The sequence below is a fragment of the Campylobacter concisus genome (assembly GCF_902460535.1).
GTDB lineage: Bacteria > Campylobacterota > Campylobacteria > Campylobacterales > Campylobacteraceae > Campylobacter_A > Campylobacter_A concisus_AS.
In genome coordinates, this window is sequence record NZ_CABPTV010000009.1 from 217,326 (window position 1) to 231,820 (window position 14,495).

The 14,495-nt window shown below is 40.5% G+C and carries 17 protein-coding genes; 11 read left to right on the top strand and 6 right to left on the bottom strand.

What is annotated here, in order from left to right:
* Positions 1 to 18 precede the first annotated feature (18 nt).
* The 5 genes from exbD to FZ945_RS09300 all read right to left on the bottom strand — a co-directional run bounded on the left by exbD (position 19) and on the right by FZ945_RS09300 (position 3,509).
* Positions 19 to 402 (bottom strand): TonB system transport protein ExbD, encoded by a 384-nt coding sequence (exbD, locus tag FZ945_RS09280; RefSeq protein WP_087583736.1) that lies wholly within the window; start codon positions 400 to 402, stop codon positions 19 to 21.
* Positions 389 to 817: a TonB-system energizer ExbB gene (gene exbB, locus FZ945_RS09285; protein WP_148804065.1), complete on the bottom strand. Its 429-nt coding sequence runs from the start codon at positions 815 to 817 to the stop codon at positions 389 to 391. The genes exbD and exbB overlap by 14 nt, the downstream gene beginning before the upstream one ends.
* A gap of 219 nt (positions 818 to 1,036) precedes the next feature.
* A complete protein-coding gene (locus tag FZ945_RS09290) occupies positions 1,037 to 1,693 on the bottom strand; it encodes an isochorismatase family protein (protein WP_148804067.1) in 657 nt (218 codons plus the stop codon).
* Positions 1,693 to 2,679: a sensor histidine kinase gene (locus FZ945_RS09295; RefSeq protein WP_148804069.1), complete on the bottom strand. Its 987-nt coding sequence runs from the start codon at positions 2,677 to 2,679 to the stop codon at positions 1,693 to 1,695. Before FZ945_RS09295 ends, FZ945_RS09290 begins: the two co-directional genes overlap by 1 nt.
* Positions 2,676 to 3,509, bottom strand: a complete 834-nt coding sequence (locus FZ945_RS09300) for a DUF234 domain-containing protein (protein ID WP_148804071.1) — start codon at positions 3,507 to 3,509, stop codon at positions 2,676 to 2,678. The genes FZ945_RS09295 and FZ945_RS09300 overlap by 4 nt, the downstream gene beginning before the upstream one ends.
* Before the next feature lie 110 nt (positions 3,510 to 3,619).
* Between FZ945_RS09300 and FZ945_RS09305 the strand changes: the two genes are divergently transcribed.
* Genes FZ945_RS09305 through thiE form a run of 3 tightly spaced genes read left to right on the top strand, consistent with a single transcriptional unit; the run spans position 3,620 to position 6,300 of the window.
* Positions 3,620 to 4,948, top strand: coding sequence for an aminotransferase class V-fold PLP-dependent enzyme (locus tag FZ945_RS09305; protein WP_103608667.1), 1,329 nt, complete (start codon positions 3,620 to 3,622; stop codon positions 4,946 to 4,948).
* Positions 4,941 to 5,693, top strand: coding sequence for a bifunctional hydroxymethylpyrimidine kinase/phosphomethylpyrimidine kinase (gene thiD / locus FZ945_RS09310; protein ID WP_410369050.1), 753 nt, complete (start codon positions 4,941 to 4,943; stop codon positions 5,691 to 5,693). The genes FZ945_RS09305 and thiD overlap by 8 nt, the downstream gene beginning before the upstream one ends.
* Entirely contained in the window at positions 5,686 to 6,300 is a 615-nt protein-coding gene (thiE, locus tag FZ945_RS09315; protein WP_148804073.1) for a thiamine phosphate synthase, read from the top strand. Before thiD ends, thiE begins: the two co-directional genes overlap by 8 nt.
* A gap of 267 nt (positions 6,301 to 6,567) precedes the next feature.
* On the opposite strand, the gene FZ945_RS09320 is transcribed toward thiE, so the two are convergent.
* Positions 6,568 to 7,674 carry an FtsW/RodA/SpoVE family cell cycle protein gene (locus FZ945_RS09320; RefSeq protein WP_021088649.1) on the bottom strand — a complete coding sequence of 369 codons (1,107 nt, stop codon included), beginning with the start codon at positions 7,672 to 7,674 and terminating at the stop codon, positions 6,568 to 6,570.
* A 52-nt stretch (positions 7,675 to 7,726) separates the two neighbouring features.
* Here FZ945_RS09320 and FZ945_RS09325 point away from each other — a divergent pair, with 52 nt between their 5' ends.
* The 8 genes from FZ945_RS09325 to pyrH all read left to right on the top strand — a co-directional run bounded on the left by FZ945_RS09325 (position 7,727) and on the right by pyrH (position 14,485).
* Positions 7,727 to 8,698, top strand: a complete 972-nt coding sequence (locus FZ945_RS09325) for an RluA family pseudouridine synthase (protein WP_148804075.1) — start codon at positions 7,727 to 7,729, stop codon at positions 8,696 to 8,698.
* Positions 8,631 to 9,305, top strand: a complete 675-nt coding sequence (locus tag FZ945_RS09330; protein WP_187153557.1) for a fibronectin type III domain-containing protein — start codon at positions 8,631 to 8,633, stop codon at positions 9,303 to 9,305. The genes FZ945_RS09325 and FZ945_RS09330 overlap by 68 nt, the downstream gene beginning before the upstream one ends.
* A gap of 118 nt (positions 9,306 to 9,423) precedes the next feature.
* A complete protein-coding gene (locus FZ945_RS09335) occupies positions 9,424 to 9,837 on the top strand; it encodes a fibronectin type III domain-containing protein (RefSeq protein ID WP_004317176.1) in 414 nt (137 codons plus the stop codon).
* Complete coding sequence (trmB, locus tag FZ945_RS09340; RefSeq protein ID WP_148804077.1) at positions 9,837 to 11,024, top strand: tRNA (guanosine(46)-N7)-methyltransferase TrmB; 1,188 nt, start codon at positions 9,837 to 9,839, stop codon at positions 11,022 to 11,024. The genes FZ945_RS09335 and trmB overlap by 1 nt, the downstream gene beginning before the upstream one ends.
* Positions 11,008 to 11,679, top strand: coding sequence for a cell division ATP-binding protein FtsE (locus FZ945_RS09345; protein ID WP_004317228.1), 672 nt, complete (start codon positions 11,008 to 11,010; stop codon positions 11,677 to 11,679). The genes trmB and FZ945_RS09345 overlap by 17 nt, the downstream gene beginning before the upstream one ends.
* Entirely contained in the window at positions 11,666 to 12,481 is an 816-nt protein-coding gene (locus FZ945_RS09350; RefSeq protein WP_148804078.1) for a cell division protein FtsX, read from the top strand. The genes FZ945_RS09345 and FZ945_RS09350 overlap by 14 nt, the downstream gene beginning before the upstream one ends.
* Positions 12,478 to 13,695: a murein hydrolase activator EnvC family protein gene (locus tag FZ945_RS09355; protein WP_148804081.1), complete on the top strand. Its 1,218-nt coding sequence runs from the start codon at positions 12,478 to 12,480 to the stop codon at positions 13,693 to 13,695. The genes FZ945_RS09350 and FZ945_RS09355 overlap by 4 nt, the downstream gene beginning before the upstream one ends.
* 73 nt (positions 13,696 to 13,768) lie before the next feature.
* Positions 13,769 to 14,485 (top strand): UMP kinase, encoded by a 717-nt coding sequence (gene pyrH, locus FZ945_RS09360; protein ID WP_004317255.1) that lies wholly within the window; start codon positions 13,769 to 13,771, stop codon positions 14,483 to 14,485.
* Positions 14,486 to 14,495: the final 10 nt, after the last annotated feature.

Below are 14,495 nucleotides of genomic sequence, written 5' to 3' on the forward strand. Positions count from 1 at the left end.
CCACTATAGTTTGAAATTTTACTCAGAGATTGTTTGGATTGCAAAGTTTTCGTGACCTTTTTCTTTTAAGATATCAATTACTTTGACAAAGCTGTCAAATTTAGCATTTTTGTCGCTTTTTAGCTCGATTAAGGTTTTTATATCCACAGCATTTAGCTTATCTTTTAGCTCATCTTCTGAAATTTCCACATCATCTATGAAAAATTTATTATCTTTATCGATAACGACACTCACTTTTTTCTCATCTTCTTTATCCTGCTGTGCGCTTTTGGCGCTTGGTAGATCGACTGCGATCTTGCCCTGGGCGATAAAGGTCGAGATGCTTAGCACGATGGCTAGCAAAACGAGCATGATATCGATAAATGGGACGATATTTAGCCCATCTTTTTTATTTAGACGCATTTTCGGCCTTGTATCTATTTATCATGACATCGACTTTTCTAACAAAGCCATTGTAGATCATAAGCGTCGGGATCGCCACAAGTAGGCCAAATGCCGTCGCTTTTAGCGCTAAAGAAAGACCGATCATGATACTTTTTGTATCAATGCCGCCAGCCATACCCATGTCATAAAATGTGATCATGATGCCAGCAACCGTGCCAAGAAGTCCGATATATGGGGCGTTTGAGTAGATGATGTAAAGTGTGGTTAAATTTTTTGTCAGCGCCTCATCGAGCTCTTCGATGTTTTTGTAGCTATTTATATCGACGCGTGAGTAAAAAATGATACGCTCTATCGTATACCAAAGCACAAAAAAGCTCATAACGCCCAAAATACTGATGATTATATAGTCAATGTTGTGTTTTAAAAGTTCCATAATGCCTCTTATTTTTAAAATTTGAGCGTGATTATAACTATATTGATAGTTAATGTCAAATATATTGTAAAAATGTAATCTAAAAATATTTTATAAGAAGAGAAATTTAAAGAAAATAGATCTGAAAATTAGCGCAAATCTGCGTTATTAATTATATAAATACGATAGATAAGCGCTAAATTTTATAACTTGATAATTGTTTTTAATATAAATATATGGCTAAATTTCTAGCTCTTTTACCACACGTGCATTTAGTGCCATTTGCATGTGGTGTAAAAATACATTTTGATAAAAATCCCCACTATGCCCTGGGGCGTCGTAGGTTTGGACTAAATTTGCAGGCACAATGATCTCTCTTTTTAAATTTTGCTCATTTGCGCTAAGCCTTAGGTGAGAAACAAGCTGATAGATGCACATATCGGTGCAGTCGCCCATAATGACAAAGCTGTCAAATTTACTTATAAATTTATTAAACTCCTGCGAATAAGCGATGCTAAGTGAGTTTTTATAAAAAATTTTCATCTCATTAAAAAAGTCTAAATTTCTTAGCTCATCAACTGCCTGTGCTTCATTTTGCCCTTTTAAAGCATGAGCTGGGAAGCTCGCAAACTCAGCTGAATTTGGCTCATGAGCATCTTGAATGAGGATGAAATTTTTAAGGTCAAATTTATCCCTTGCTAGCTTAAAAGTCTCTGCTATGCCCTTTGAGAGCTCACCTACACGCTTGCTAGCTAGTGCGCCTTCACAACAAAAGCCATTTATCATATCAACGCTTATAAAGACCACTTTTTCGCTGCCATTTTTAAAAATTTCACTAAATTTAAGCGCTTTTAGGCCATTTTGCCACGCATTTAGCTCATCTAAAATTTCACTCATCACTTCTCCTTTATAGGTAAATTTATACAAAATGTCTTTGGCTCAAGGGTTATCTCTATGCTGCCCTTGTGCGCCTCTATTATCTGCAGACAAAGGTGTAGTCCTAGGCCATTGCCCTTTAGTTTGCTCGTCTTAAATGGTTCAAAGACGATGTTTTCATTTTTTATAGAAACTCCGCTGTCATAGACTATAAATTTATGTTCATTTGGCGTCTTTTCGTAGCTTAGTCTCACCACGCCTTCGTCGTTTTCGTCCTCTTCGATGGCGTCTATGGCGTTAAATAAAATGTTTTGAAAGACCATCGCGATGAGGTCAAAGTCGCCACTATAAAGGGCGTCAGGGAAATTTAGCTCAAAACTTATCTCTTTTGAATACTCATAAAATTTAAGCGCCTCTTCGCACTCGCTTTTGATATCTAAAAAGTTAAATTCCTTTGGCGTGATACTAAGCCCTTTTGTAAAAAGAAGTGTGGCTTTGATGATGCGCTCAACTCGCCAGATCCCCTTTTGTATCTGCTCGACGATAGGCAAAATTTTTGGCTCAGCCCTTTTTAAAAGGGTGGAATTTAAAAGCGAGATAGAGCCTATGGGGTTTCTTATCTCGTGAGCTAGGTGCGCTGCTACTTGACCCATCGAGGCTAGGCGCTCGGTGCGTTTTTCCTGCGTTATGTCGGTAGCTGAGATGATCTTTTTATCATCTTTAACCACCTTTTTTACTAGATAAATTTGTGAGCCAAAGTTTAGCTCGCCCTCATCTTTTGGGACGAAATTTAGCGCCTTGCCAAGCTTTTGCGCCTCTGAGTTTTGCAAGAAAATTTCATCATTTTCATCAAGCACCCAAATGGCATTTGGCAAAATTTCCACGATATCTTTTATAAAACCTTGCAAGCTCATATAAGAAGCGGTCAAATTTTTATACTCACGCTCTATCAGATAGGTCTGCTCTATCAGGCTTTTTAGGCCATTTTGTATATCGATATCACTCACAGCAACTCCTCATAATCTTTTATCTCATAAAGCCTAAGCCGCTCATCTTTTAAGCCCAAAAGCTCGTTGCTAAAGCCACTTTTTGAAAAAAGCGCCACGATATCAGGCTTTATGCCTAGCCTTTCGCACTTGTGAAGGACTAAATTTAAGACATTTTTGCAAATTTTTCGCTCTTTATACTTTGCTTCGCCAACGATTATCTTGCCATTTATGCTAAAAAGCATGTCTAGCTCAATGTTTTTGCTCCAAAATGAACTTAACAAAATGCCGTTAAATCCGAGCTTTTTAGCCATTAGCTCGCCGCTTAAAAGCTCAAAGCCAAGGCTCGCGTACTCGTCAAATTCTCTTCTTATAAGCTCTAAAATTTCTTCACTCTTACCCTCTTTTAAAAGGTTTAAATTTGGCTCGATAAATCTAAACCAAAATCTTGAAAAATGGCTGTTAAAGTGAATTTTATCCTCTATCTTATAAGCTCGCTCGCTCTTTTTTAAAATTTGACGCTTGTTTTTTACTCGTGGCTTTTCTTGGCTCTTTTCAAGCACTAAAAAATCCTTACTAAAAAGTTTTGCATAGACCCTATTTGTCATGCTTTGGGGCAAAATTTTATTTACGCTAAATTTCTTCCTATCGCTTCTAGCAAGCTTAATGAGAGCCATTTTGATGGCCTCGTCGCTGTCCTCGTCAAAGTAAAACCTAGCCATCAAATTTTTATAATCATCTAAAATTTCAGCCCTAATCGCCTCAAAAACATCGTAGTATGAGCCCTTTAATAAAAAGTCATCAAAAACAAGATGAAATTTTATAACTTCAGCAATACCAAGGTGCTTCATCCGCTCAAATGTCGATTTTATGGCTAAAATTTCGTATCCTTTGTGTGGCGGATTGTAGCATATTTTTAGAAAATTTTAATTATAATCACGCAAAAACTAAAAGGCTAAAGTTGGTAAATTTAGAGCACATTAGAAGAGATATTATTTTAAAAAAAGGGATACATTATTTCGACTACACCGCCTCAGGACTTGCGTATAAGCCTATCGAGGACGAAGTCGCTGATATCTTAAAAACCTACGCTAACACCCACTCGCTAACATCCTCAAACGCCTATAAAACGCAGCTTTTATATGATAACGCTAGAAGCGAGCTAAAGCGCGCGCTTGGGCTTGATGATAGATTTTATCTCATAGCCACTGGATATGGCGCCACTGGTGCGATCAAGAAATTTCAGGAGCTTTTGGGGCTTTACGTGCCTCCAGCTGCTAAAAGAAGGTTTGATCTAAAGCCAAACAACGACTCGCCGCTAGTCATTCTTGGACCATACGAGCACCACTCAAATGAGGTGAGCTTTAAAGAGGCGCTTTGCGAGGTTGAGCGTATAAGGCTCGCAAAAGATGGCGGCATAAATTTTGGTCACTTGGAGCAAATTTTAAAGATAAACCAAGGGCGTGAGATCATCGCTAGCTTTAGCGCAGCCTCAAACGTCACAGGCGTCATAAGCGACTACAAGCAAATTTACACGATGGTTAAGAAATTTGGCGGTATCGTGGCATTTGACGTGGCGAGCCTTAGTGCCTATGCAAATTTAGACTGCGACTATTTTGACGCTCTCTTTATCTCGCCGCATAAGCTTCTTGGAGGAGTTGGCAGTTGTGGGCTACTGGCCATCAAAAAAGTGCTAGCAAATGACGATGTGCCAAGCTTTGCAGGCGGTGGCACGGTAAGCTACGTGAGCAAAAACTACCATATATTTTTAAAGGATCAAGAGGCACTTGAGGAGGCTGGCACACCGCCTATTTTGGGGCTTATACGTGCAAATTTAGCCTACAGACTAAGAGAAGAGATAGGGCTTGCTACCATTTATGAAAACGAGAGCGAGCTTAGCGACTATCTTTGCCAAAGGCTAAGAGAAATCCCAGAGCTTATAAGCTACTGCCCGCCAAATTTAAAGCGCCTTGCCATTTTTTCATTTAATGTAAAAAACGTAGCCCCATACGAGCTTTCAAAAATTTTAAGCAAAGAGTATGGCATACAAACACGCGCCGGCTGTTCGTGCGCAGGCTCATACGGACATGATCTTTTGGGGCTAAAAGAGGATCCAAATTTCACCCACAAGCCAGGCTGGGTGAGAGTTAGCCTGCACTATACGCATACCTTTGAGGATATTGATTATTTGGTGAGTGCGATAAAGAAAAGTATCGAGAAATACGCACTTTCGTGGCAGGTCAAAGACCCTTTTGACGTAAAAGAGATAAGTGGGTGTGTGGGTGAGTAAGAAAAATGTTTTGATAGTTGCGGGAAGCGACAGCGTCGGCGGTGCAGGCGTTCAGGCGGATATAAAAAGCTGCGAAGCGTTTGGTTGTTTTAGCGCAAGCGTCATCACAGCCGTGACAGCGCAAAATACAAATGGCGTTAGTAGCGTACTTGCGATGCCAGCAAAGATGGTGAAAGCTCAGTTTGAGATGGTGCTAGCTGAGCTTGATATAGACGCTGTGAAGGTTGGCATGCTCTTTAACGAGGAGATAATAGCCGTTGTAAGCACGTTTTTGAAAGAATTTAGAGCTAAAAATGTGCCAGTTGTCATAGACCCAGTTTGCGTGGCAAAATCAGGTGCAAAACTGCTTGAATACGCAGCGATCGAAGCACTAAAAGAGCTTTTAAAGCTCGCAAGTGTCGCCACGCCAAATGTAGATGAGGCTAGGATTTTGGGGATTGACTTTGCAAATTTGCCTTGCGATATGGTACTAAAGCGAACGAGAGTTGATGAAATTTGCGAGGATACGCTCTATCTAAAAGGTGGTGAAGTGATGAAATTTAGCGAGGAGCTTTTTGAGCCTAGGGTGATGCACGGCGCTGGTTGTAGCTTCTCAAGCTCGCTAGCGGCCATTTTAGCGCAACAAAACGATCTAATAAGCGCCATAAAAATGGCTAAAAAATTTGTGGCAAATGGGATAAAAAATACTCATAAAAGTAAATTTGGCGCAAGACTTATAGACCATAAAGCAGGGCTTAATGGCTGAAATTTACGCTATTAGCGATGATATTTTAATGCCTGAAAATTTGGCTTTGGAGTACACTAGAGAAATTTTAGAATGCGGGGTAAAATTTTTTCAGTTTAGGTCAAAAAAAGCGGTCAAAAACGAAAGGCTTGCAAGTGAAATTTTAAATTTATGTGAGAAATTTGGGGCGAAATTTATCGTAAATGACGATGTCAAATTTGCTAAAAAGATAGGCGCAAAGGCCGTTCATCTAGGCAAAGAGGACGAGGGTATAAAAGAGGCGTTTGAGATTTTGGGCAAAGACGCATATGTTGGCGTTAGTTGCTATGGCGATATAAGCTTAGCCATAAATGCCGCTAAAAATGGGGCTAGCTACATCGCTTTTGGCTCAGTTTTCGCAAGCCTTACAAAGCCAAATGCCCCAAAATGCGACCTTGAAGTGGTTAGAGAAGCAAAGCAAATTTTAAACCTACCAGTTTGCGTGATAGGTGGCATAAATGAGACAAATATCGGCTCACTCTCTCACATAAAACCCGATCTTATCGCTATCATCTCAGCGATCTACAAAGATGGTAACATCAAAGAAAATATCAAAAATTTACAAAAGATAATTGAGATAAATTTCTAAACCTAAGCTTTTTTGCAAAATTTGTTTTTGAATTTTAGTAAAAAAGTATATATTCTCAGCAAATTTTAAAACTTTCATTCACTCGCAAGAATTGACTACTAAAATTTGACTTCGCTTGCTGCTTAGCTCAAATTTTAGAGCCGAAATTACTCGTTCATAAATTTTAAAATTTACCTGATACCCACCTGATTTGACAAAATAAATTTTAAAATTCGCTTGAACATTTTTGTAAAAAAATTAAATATTTTTAGTTTGTGGTCACAAATTTTAAAATTTAAATTTCACCGAGCGGTAGGTCTGATCAAACCTAAACGTTAGCAGATTTTGCAGTATCCCAAAAAGTACCATGAAGGTGACAAAGCTGCTTCCGCCGTAGCTAAAAAATGGCAGTGGCACGCCCACAACCGGCGCAAAGCCGATCGTCATCGAGACATTTACCCCCACATAGACAAAGATGAGCGCGGCTATGCCAGTGGCGGTCACCTGCGTGAAATAATCATTCTTAAGCCCGTAGTTTAGGCTAAGTAAGTGCGTTATAAGCGCTCCATAAAGCCCAAGCAAAAGCAACGCCCCATAAAAGCCAAAACGCTCGATATTGTAGGCAAAGATGAAGTCACTAGTGGCGATTGGCAAAAATTTAAAGTGCGTTTGCGTAGCCTCGTCTTTTGGTTTGCCTTTTAGTCCGCCACTACCTATGGCGATGATACTTTGTTTGACGTGGTAGCTTGGCTCTTCGGCGATGAAGTCGTGGATCCTCTTTTTTTGATAATCATGCAAATTTTCATACAAAACTGGCGCCGAAAAGCCTATGGCAAGGATGATGCAGATCCAAATTTTCTTATTTACGCCGATGACAAAAAGGATGGTGTAGCCAACTATCAAAAGTATGAGCGCGGTGCCAAGATCAGGCTCTTTCATGATGAGCGCAAATGGCAAAAGTATGTAAAAACTAAGTCTTAAAAAGTCTTTTAGCCCATACCCATCGACCTCTGGCGGGCGCTGCTTAACTAGATAGGCTAGCATCAGCAAAAAGGCTGGCTTCATGAGCTCTGAGGGCTGAAGCGTGAAGTGAACGAATGGAATTTCAAGCCAGCGCCTAGCTCCAAGCTTACTAACGCCAAATATATCAACGCTTAAAAGCAGCACGATGCAGACCCAGTAAAACATCGGGATGATCCAGTCGATGCGTCTAATAGGCAGTAAAAATGCGATGCAAAATGAGACAAATCCGATGCCAAAATATACAAGCTGTTTGTTCGCCAAAATGTCGTTTGCTTCGGAGACTAGGATGTATGAGATGGCTATGATTGGGATGATTAAAAACGGCTGAATAAAATCAAAATGTGTTAAAATACGCCGATCTAGTTTTATCAAGAAGCAAACCTTAATTTTTGGGCTAGATTATATCACAAACAAGGCTTTGATTTTGGTTAAATTTAATGTTTTAAATAGCTCAAGACTCGACGTTGCAGTAGCACATGAGCTTCAAATTTCACGTAATCAAGCTTTAAATTTGATAAAAGACTCCCTTGTAAGCGTAAATTTAAAACCTATCTCAAAACCAAGCTTTTTACTGAGCGAAAACGATGAAATTTGCGTAAATTTTGCCCCAAAAAAAGAGGTGCAAAACGAGTACGAAGTAAATTTTGACATCCCGATCATCTATGAAGACGACGATCTCATAGTGCTAAACAAGCCCCCGCAAATCGTCGTTCACCAAGCCCCAAGCGTCAAAGAGGCGACACTTGTTGAGTGGCTAAACAAAAAGGGCTTTATGCTCTCAAATTTAAACGGCGACGTAAGAGCTGGCATCGTCCACCGCCTAGATAAGGGCACGAGCGGCGCTATCGTCGTTGCTAAAAACAACTTCGCCCACGCAAAACTAAGCGAGCAGCTAAGCGATAAAAGCATGGGACGAATTTATCTAGCGCTCACTGATCTACCGCTAAAAGAGGACGTCATCATCGACAAGCCAATCGGCAGAAATCCAAACAACCGCCTAAAAAAAGCGATCGTCGCAGACGCTAAATTTGCCAAAAGCGCCTTTGTAAATTTGCTAAGTGAAGGCGGTGTAAATTTGATAGCAGCAAAGCTTTTTACAGGCAGGACACACCAGATAAGAGTGCACCTTGCTAGCATAAATCGCCACATTTTAGGCGATGATTTATACGGATTTAAGAGCCAAGGCGATAAAATAAGCAGGGTTATGCTTCACGCTTATATGCTCTATTTTATCCATCCGCGAACTGGCAAAAGGGTAGAATTTACCGCAAAAACGTATGATGACTTTAACCAAATAATTTACAAAAAAATTCCCAAGGAGATTTTTGATGAAAAAATTTGCCCTACGCATATTGACACCATTTTTAGTAGCTTTCTTAGCGGGATGCGGCTCTAGCGTACCAACTCAGCAAAGCACGTCACTACCAACGATTACAAGCTTAAAAACCATTTCAGATATGACAGAAGTTGGCTTTGAGTGGAACCCAGTGAGCGACGAGAGCGTCGTTGGCTACTATCTTTACCGCTCAAATCCAAACGATGCAAACTCAAAAATGCAACTAGTTGCAAACATAAAAGACCGCTTTGCTACGCACTACGTGGATCGCGACCTAGCTCCAGAGACCACTTACTCATATCAGATGAGAACCTACTCAAGCAACGCCATCTCTCAACCAGGTGCGATCGCAACTGCGACAACTAAGCCACTACTTGACTCTGTGCCATTTGCGCAAGCTATCACTGGGCTTCCAGGCCGTGTAAAAGTGATCTGGAGACCACATCCTGATAGCACAGTAGCTAGCTACATCATCCAAAGAAGCGATGCAGGAGCTAATAAATTTAGCCAAGTAGCAGAGGTAAATGGCAGACTAAATGCCGAGTATATCGACACTGATGTAAAACCTGGCAGGTCTTATGAGTATAGGATCTTAGTTAAAACTTCTTCAGGCGTCATCTCAAAACCAAGCCAAAATATAAGCGCCACAACAAAGGAGTTACCCTAAATCAGTAACAAATGTCCAAGCGACTAAAAACGCGCCAAAAAAGATCATCTTAACGTGGGATTACGCGCCGGCTGAGGATTTTGCTTATTTTAAGGTTTATAGAACGACAAGTAAAATTTTGCCTTACACATACCTAGCAAAAACGACTAGTAACACCTATGAGGATCTCATAAATACAAACGCAGCGACAAGGTATTATAGAGTGACAGCTGTCGATAAAGACGGTCTTGAGAGCTTAAAGCAAGAAGAGCCGATCGTTGGTAGCACACTTGGCGCACCAAAAACTCCAAGCATAAGCGCTAGCTACGATGGTAGCGGCGTAAATGTAAGCTGGAGTGCAGTTGATAGAGCTAGCTCATATACGGTTTATAGAAGCGGTGCTAGCGAGAAAGTCTTTAGCGGTATAAGTGATACTGGGCTTAGAGATGACAGCGTTCAAAAAGGAGCTAGCTACTCTTACAGCGTCGTAGCAGTCGATGAATACGGCATCGCCTCTGATAAGTCATCAAAAGCAGAAGTTAGCATAAAATAATGCCAAATTTCATCGCTTCGTCCTTAAAAGAGCTCTCGTTTCCATTTGGTAACGACAAGATCAAATTTCTTTGGCAGGCAAATGGCCGAAACGAGAGGCTCATCTACACAAAAAATGAAGATGAAGGCTTTTTTCTAGTCGTAAAAGGCGGCAAAAATGGCACCGTCGTAAAGGGAGAAAAGCTCACAAAGCCTGCTAAAGTTGGACTTTTGCAAGAGGCACTTGAGCTTTTTAAAGAGCAAAGTTGTAACGGTATCATCAGCCAAGCATTTGCCGTCAAAAAGACAAATTTGACCAAAAAAGTTAGTGAAATTTTAAGCCTTGAAGAGTTTGTGCCAGCATTTTGCGAGCTAAAGGATAAATTTAAAGAGATTTTTATAGAGATCGGCTTTGGCTCTGGCAGGCACTTGCTCTATCAGGCTAAAAACAATCCAAAAGCCCTAGTTATCGGCATAGAGGTCTATAAGCCAAGCATCGAGCAAGTAGCAAAGCTAGCTAGGGCAAATGGCCTAGAAAATGTGCGTCTCATAAACACTGACGCAAGGCTTTTGCTCTCACTTGTTGGATCAAATTTAGTTGATAGAGTGTTTTTGCACTTTCCGGTGCCGTGGGATAAGGCTGAGCATAGACGCGTTGTCTCAACGGCCTTTGCGCTTGAGTGCGAGAGGATACTAAAAGCTGGTGGTAAATTTGAGCTACGGACTGATAGCAAGGAGTATTGCGACTTTAGTTTGAGTAAATTTTTAGAGCCCACAAACTCAAAAATCGAAGCTTTTAAAAATAGAAATTTAGAAGTAACTAGCAAGTATGAAGACCGCTGGAGACGCCAAGATAAGGATATCTACGACGTTATTTATATTTGTGAGGTTGAAAGTAGCGAGAGCGTTTTGGCTGGGGATTTTAGTTTTAAAGAAAAGACAAACGTAAAAAATATAATTAAAAATTTTAAAAATTTCATCATCAAAAAAGAGGATCATTTTTTACATTTTGAGGAAATTTACACCATAAATGAGGGTGAAATTTTGCTAAAAGTCGCCTTTGGAGCGTTTAACAAACCAGAGCAGTGTTTTATCAAAATAAGCGATGAGAAAAGCGAATATTTTATAAAAAAACCGATATTAATACGTGAAAATTTAGCAGCACACGAGCTTTTGAAGGAGTATTTGGCTGATGCAAGAGATAATTAGTGCAAGAAATTTAAGCCTAGCTTATGAGCGCAACGAGGTTGTGATCAATAGCGTAAATTTAGACATCTACGCAAATGACTTTGTCTTTATTACAGGCAAGAGCGGAAGCGGAAAAAGCACGCTTTTAAAGTCATTTTACGGAGAAATTTCGCCCCTAGCTGGCGAGCTAAATGTCTGCATGACGCAAATGGACGATATCGATGACAAAAGACTTTGCGAGCTTAGACAGCGAGTTGGTATTATATTTCAAAACTACCGCTTGATAAATGAGTGGAACGTCGAAAAAAACGTCATGCTGCCCCTCATCATCAAAGGCGTCAATCAAAATGTGAGCAAAAAGCAGGTGGCTAAACTTTTAAAACATGTAAATATGCTTCACAAAGCTGATAAATATCCTCGTGAGCTAAGCGGCGGCGAGCAGCAAAGGGTTGCCATGGCAAGAGCACTCGCGCACAATCCAAATTTGCTCTTATGTGACGAGCCAACAGGAAATTTAGACGAATACTCAAGCGACGTTATCTGGTCGCTTTTAAAATCAGCCAGAGAATTTCTAGGTACAAGCGTCGTTGTGGTGACGCATCACATCCCATCAACGCTTCGCATCCCATACCGCCACTTCGTCATAGAAAATGGAGGCGTGCATGAGATCGCTTAAAAACCACCTTGGATTTATATTGCCGTTAATCGCGCTTTTATTTTCAGTGCAGTTTAGCCTCACAGCAGACAAGATCGTAAGAGAGTATGAGAGGCTTATGGGAAATGACTACAACATCGTGGTGGTCTCAAACAAAGAGCTAAGTGAGCCAGTGCTAAAGCCAGTGATTAGCACGCTAGCTAGCGTCGAGCCACTAAGCCCACAAAAGATAATAGATCGCCTATCAAACGACATCTCAGCTAAAAATTTATCTATCCTTCAAAATGCCTTGCCTAAATTCTACTCGATAAGGTTAAGTGAATTTCCATCACCAGAGTATATGGAGGAGATAAAGCAAAAGCTTTTGAAATTTGATGGTATAAGCAAGGTCGAGACATTTTCAAAGACCCATGACAAGGTCTTTAAGATGCTAAATTTAGCTAAAAGTATATCGTATGCATTTATGGCGATACTTTGTGTTGTAGGGCTTATGCTTATGCTTAAACAGACTAAAATTTGGCTATTTGAGCATAGAGAGCGCATTGAAATAATGACGCTTTTTGGCGCGCCATTTTGGCTAAAATCAGCCATGCTCTATAAATCAGCCATGGTTGATAGCATAGTTGCGACCATTGTTGTTGGCGCATTTTTCTTTTTCTTGCCTAGCATTGAAATTTTTAGAGAAAATGCCGCAAGCATCGATGTAGTCTTGCCTAGCCTCGATCTTTCAAGAGATATATTTATCTTATTTGGCGTGGCTGTGGTTTTAAGCATTTTTGCTGTTAGTTTAGTGATGAGTAAGGCTAGAAAAAGCACGATATGAAAAAAGGAATTTTTACACTTTTGCTAGCTTTTAGTCTAGCTTTTGCATCAAATACTAAAGAGAAGATAAAAGACTCCAAAAACTCGCTAAGATCGACGCAGGCCATGAGTGAGCAGCTTAGTAAAAAGCTTGATGACTTGGCCGGCGATATCGTAAATGGCGAGAAAAAACTGCGCGGCATAAGCGGCGATATCACAAATTTAAAAGGTCAAATTTCAGTTCTTGAGACAAATGCTTCAAAAGCGCTTCTTGAGCTTGATGATCTAACAAAGCAAAACAAAGAGCTAGAGCGCACCCAAAAAGAGCTAGAGCAAAATATGATAAGGATCATCGCAGAAGATCTTTCATTTGATCTTATGATGTCTGCAAGCGAGGGCAAACAAAGTGAAGAGAGCATCATCTCATCGCAAATTTTAACCAAGCTAAATGCCATAGCAAAAGAGGACTTTAAAAGGCTTAGTGAGAACTACGAAGATACGATAGAAAAGATAAAAAACAAATCAAGTAAGATAAATGAGATAAACTCAAGCATAAAAAACTATAGGCGCAAGCAAAATGATCTACAAAGCCTAGAGAGCACGCAGAAAAATACAATAAACGGGCTAAAACGTGATAAAGAAATTTACAGCAAAAAGCTAGCCAAACTTCAAGCCCAACAAGACGAGCTAAGAAAGACACTTGAGCAGCTTGCTATCATGCAAAAGCAAGAGGATGAAGCAGCCAGAGCTGCCAGAGAAAAGCAAGAAAGAGCAGCTAGCAAAGGTGGCAAAAAGGGCGAAAAGAGCCAGCCAATGGGCGGAGGCTATCAGACAAGCTCAGTTAAGAGATATTCAGGCGCAAGGACGATCGCTCCGCTTGATAGCTACACCGTAAAGCAAAAATTTGGCAACTACGTAGACCCAATATATAACATCAAAATTTTTAACGAGTCAGTCATACTTCGCTCAACCACGCCAGATGCGAAGGTTAAAAGCGTGCTAAATGGCAAGGTGGTCTTTGCTAAAGCTACTCCGATGCTTGAAAACGTCGTCATCATAGAAAACGAAAACGGCATCCACACGATCTACGCCCACCTAAGTCAGATCGCGCCAACTGTAAAGGTCGGCTCAGTCGTGCAAAAAGGCTATGTTATAGGTAGGGTAAGGAACGATCTAACCTTTGAAGTAACGCAAAGAAACTACCATATCGACCCGCTTGAAATGATCTCAAAATAGTCACTTTGTAATCGTTATTAGCTAAATTTAAAGCCTTTTTGGCTAAAATGCGTGAATTTCAAGGAGCATGACAATGAGTAAGAGAAAACGCGTATTGGTCAAATTTTCAGGCGAGGCCTTGGCTGGAGAAAATGGTTTTGGTATAGACACAGCTGTGCTTAAATTTATAGCAAGCGAGATAAAAGAACTCATCGACAATGAGATCGAAGTTGGCATCGTAATAGGCGGTGGTAACATAGTGCGTGGTGTGAGCGCTGCAAAAGATGGTATCATCAAGCGAACAAGTGGCGATCACATGGGCATGCTAGCAACTGTTATCAACTCGATCGCGATGCGCGAAGCTTTAGAGCGAAGCGGGCTTGAAGTAAGAGTGCAAAGCGCGATCAAGATGGAGGCGATCTGCGAGACTTTCATCGTGGGACGTGCGCAGCGCCATTTGGAAAAGGGCAGAGTTGTCATCTTTGCTGCAGGCACGGGCAATCCATTCTTCACAACAGATACAGCAGCCACGCTAAGAGCTATCGAGATCGGCTCAGATATGATCATAAAAGCGACAAAAGTTGATGGCGTTTATGACAAAGATCCTAAAAAATTCAAAGATGCAAAACTTTTAAAATCGCTAAACTACGAAAAGGCGATGAGCGATGACATCAAGGTTATGGACGACACTGCCATAGCTTTAGCAAAAGACAACGCACTGCCGATCTTAGTTTGTAATATGTTTAAGGCTGGAAATTTATTAAAAATAATAAATGAAGAAGAAGCGGCCCTATACTCAGTTGTAAAATAAATTTCAAAAA

Bases quoted from the DNA above. Each gene is read 5' to 3' on its own strand.
- exbD (WP_087583736.1), bottom strand. From the start codon at position 402: ATGCGTCTAAATAAAAAAGATGGGCTAAATATCGTCCCATTTATCGAT.
- exbB (WP_148804065.1), bottom strand. From the start codon at position 817: ATGGAACTTTTAAAACACAACATTGACTATATAATCATCAGTATTTTG.
- FZ945_RS09290 (WP_148804067.1), bottom strand. From the start codon at position 1,693: ATGAGTGAAATTTTAGATGAGCTAAATGCGTGGCAAAATGGCCTAAAA.
- FZ945_RS09300 (WP_148804071.1), bottom strand. From the start codon at position 3,509: ATGAAGCACCTTGGTATTGCTGAAGTTATAAAATTTCATCTTGTTTTT.
- thiE (WP_148804073.1), top strand. From the start codon at position 5,686: ATGGCTGAAATTTACGCTATTAGCGATGATATTTTAATGCCTGAAAAT.
- FZ945_RS09330 (WP_187153557.1), top strand. From the start codon at position 8,631: ATGAAAAAATTTGCCCTACGCATATTGACACCATTTTTAGTAGCTTTC.
- trmB (WP_148804077.1), top strand. From the start codon at position 9,837: ATGCCAAATTTCATCGCTTCGTCCTTAAAAGAGCTCTCGTTTCCATTT.
- FZ945_RS09345 (WP_004317228.1), top strand. From the start codon at position 11,008: ATGCAAGAGATAATTAGTGCAAGAAATTTAAGCCTAGCTTATGAGCGC.
- FZ945_RS09350 (WP_148804078.1), top strand. From the start codon at position 11,666: ATGAGATCGCTTAAAAACCACCTTGGATTTATATTGCCGTTAATCGCG.
- FZ945_RS09355 (WP_148804081.1), top strand. From the start codon at position 12,478: ATGAAAAAAGGAATTTTTACACTTTTGCTAGCTTTTAGTCTAGCTTTT.
- pyrH (WP_004317255.1), top strand. From the start codon at position 13,769: ATGAGTAAGAGAAAACGCGTATTGGTCAAATTTTCAGGCGAGGCCTTG.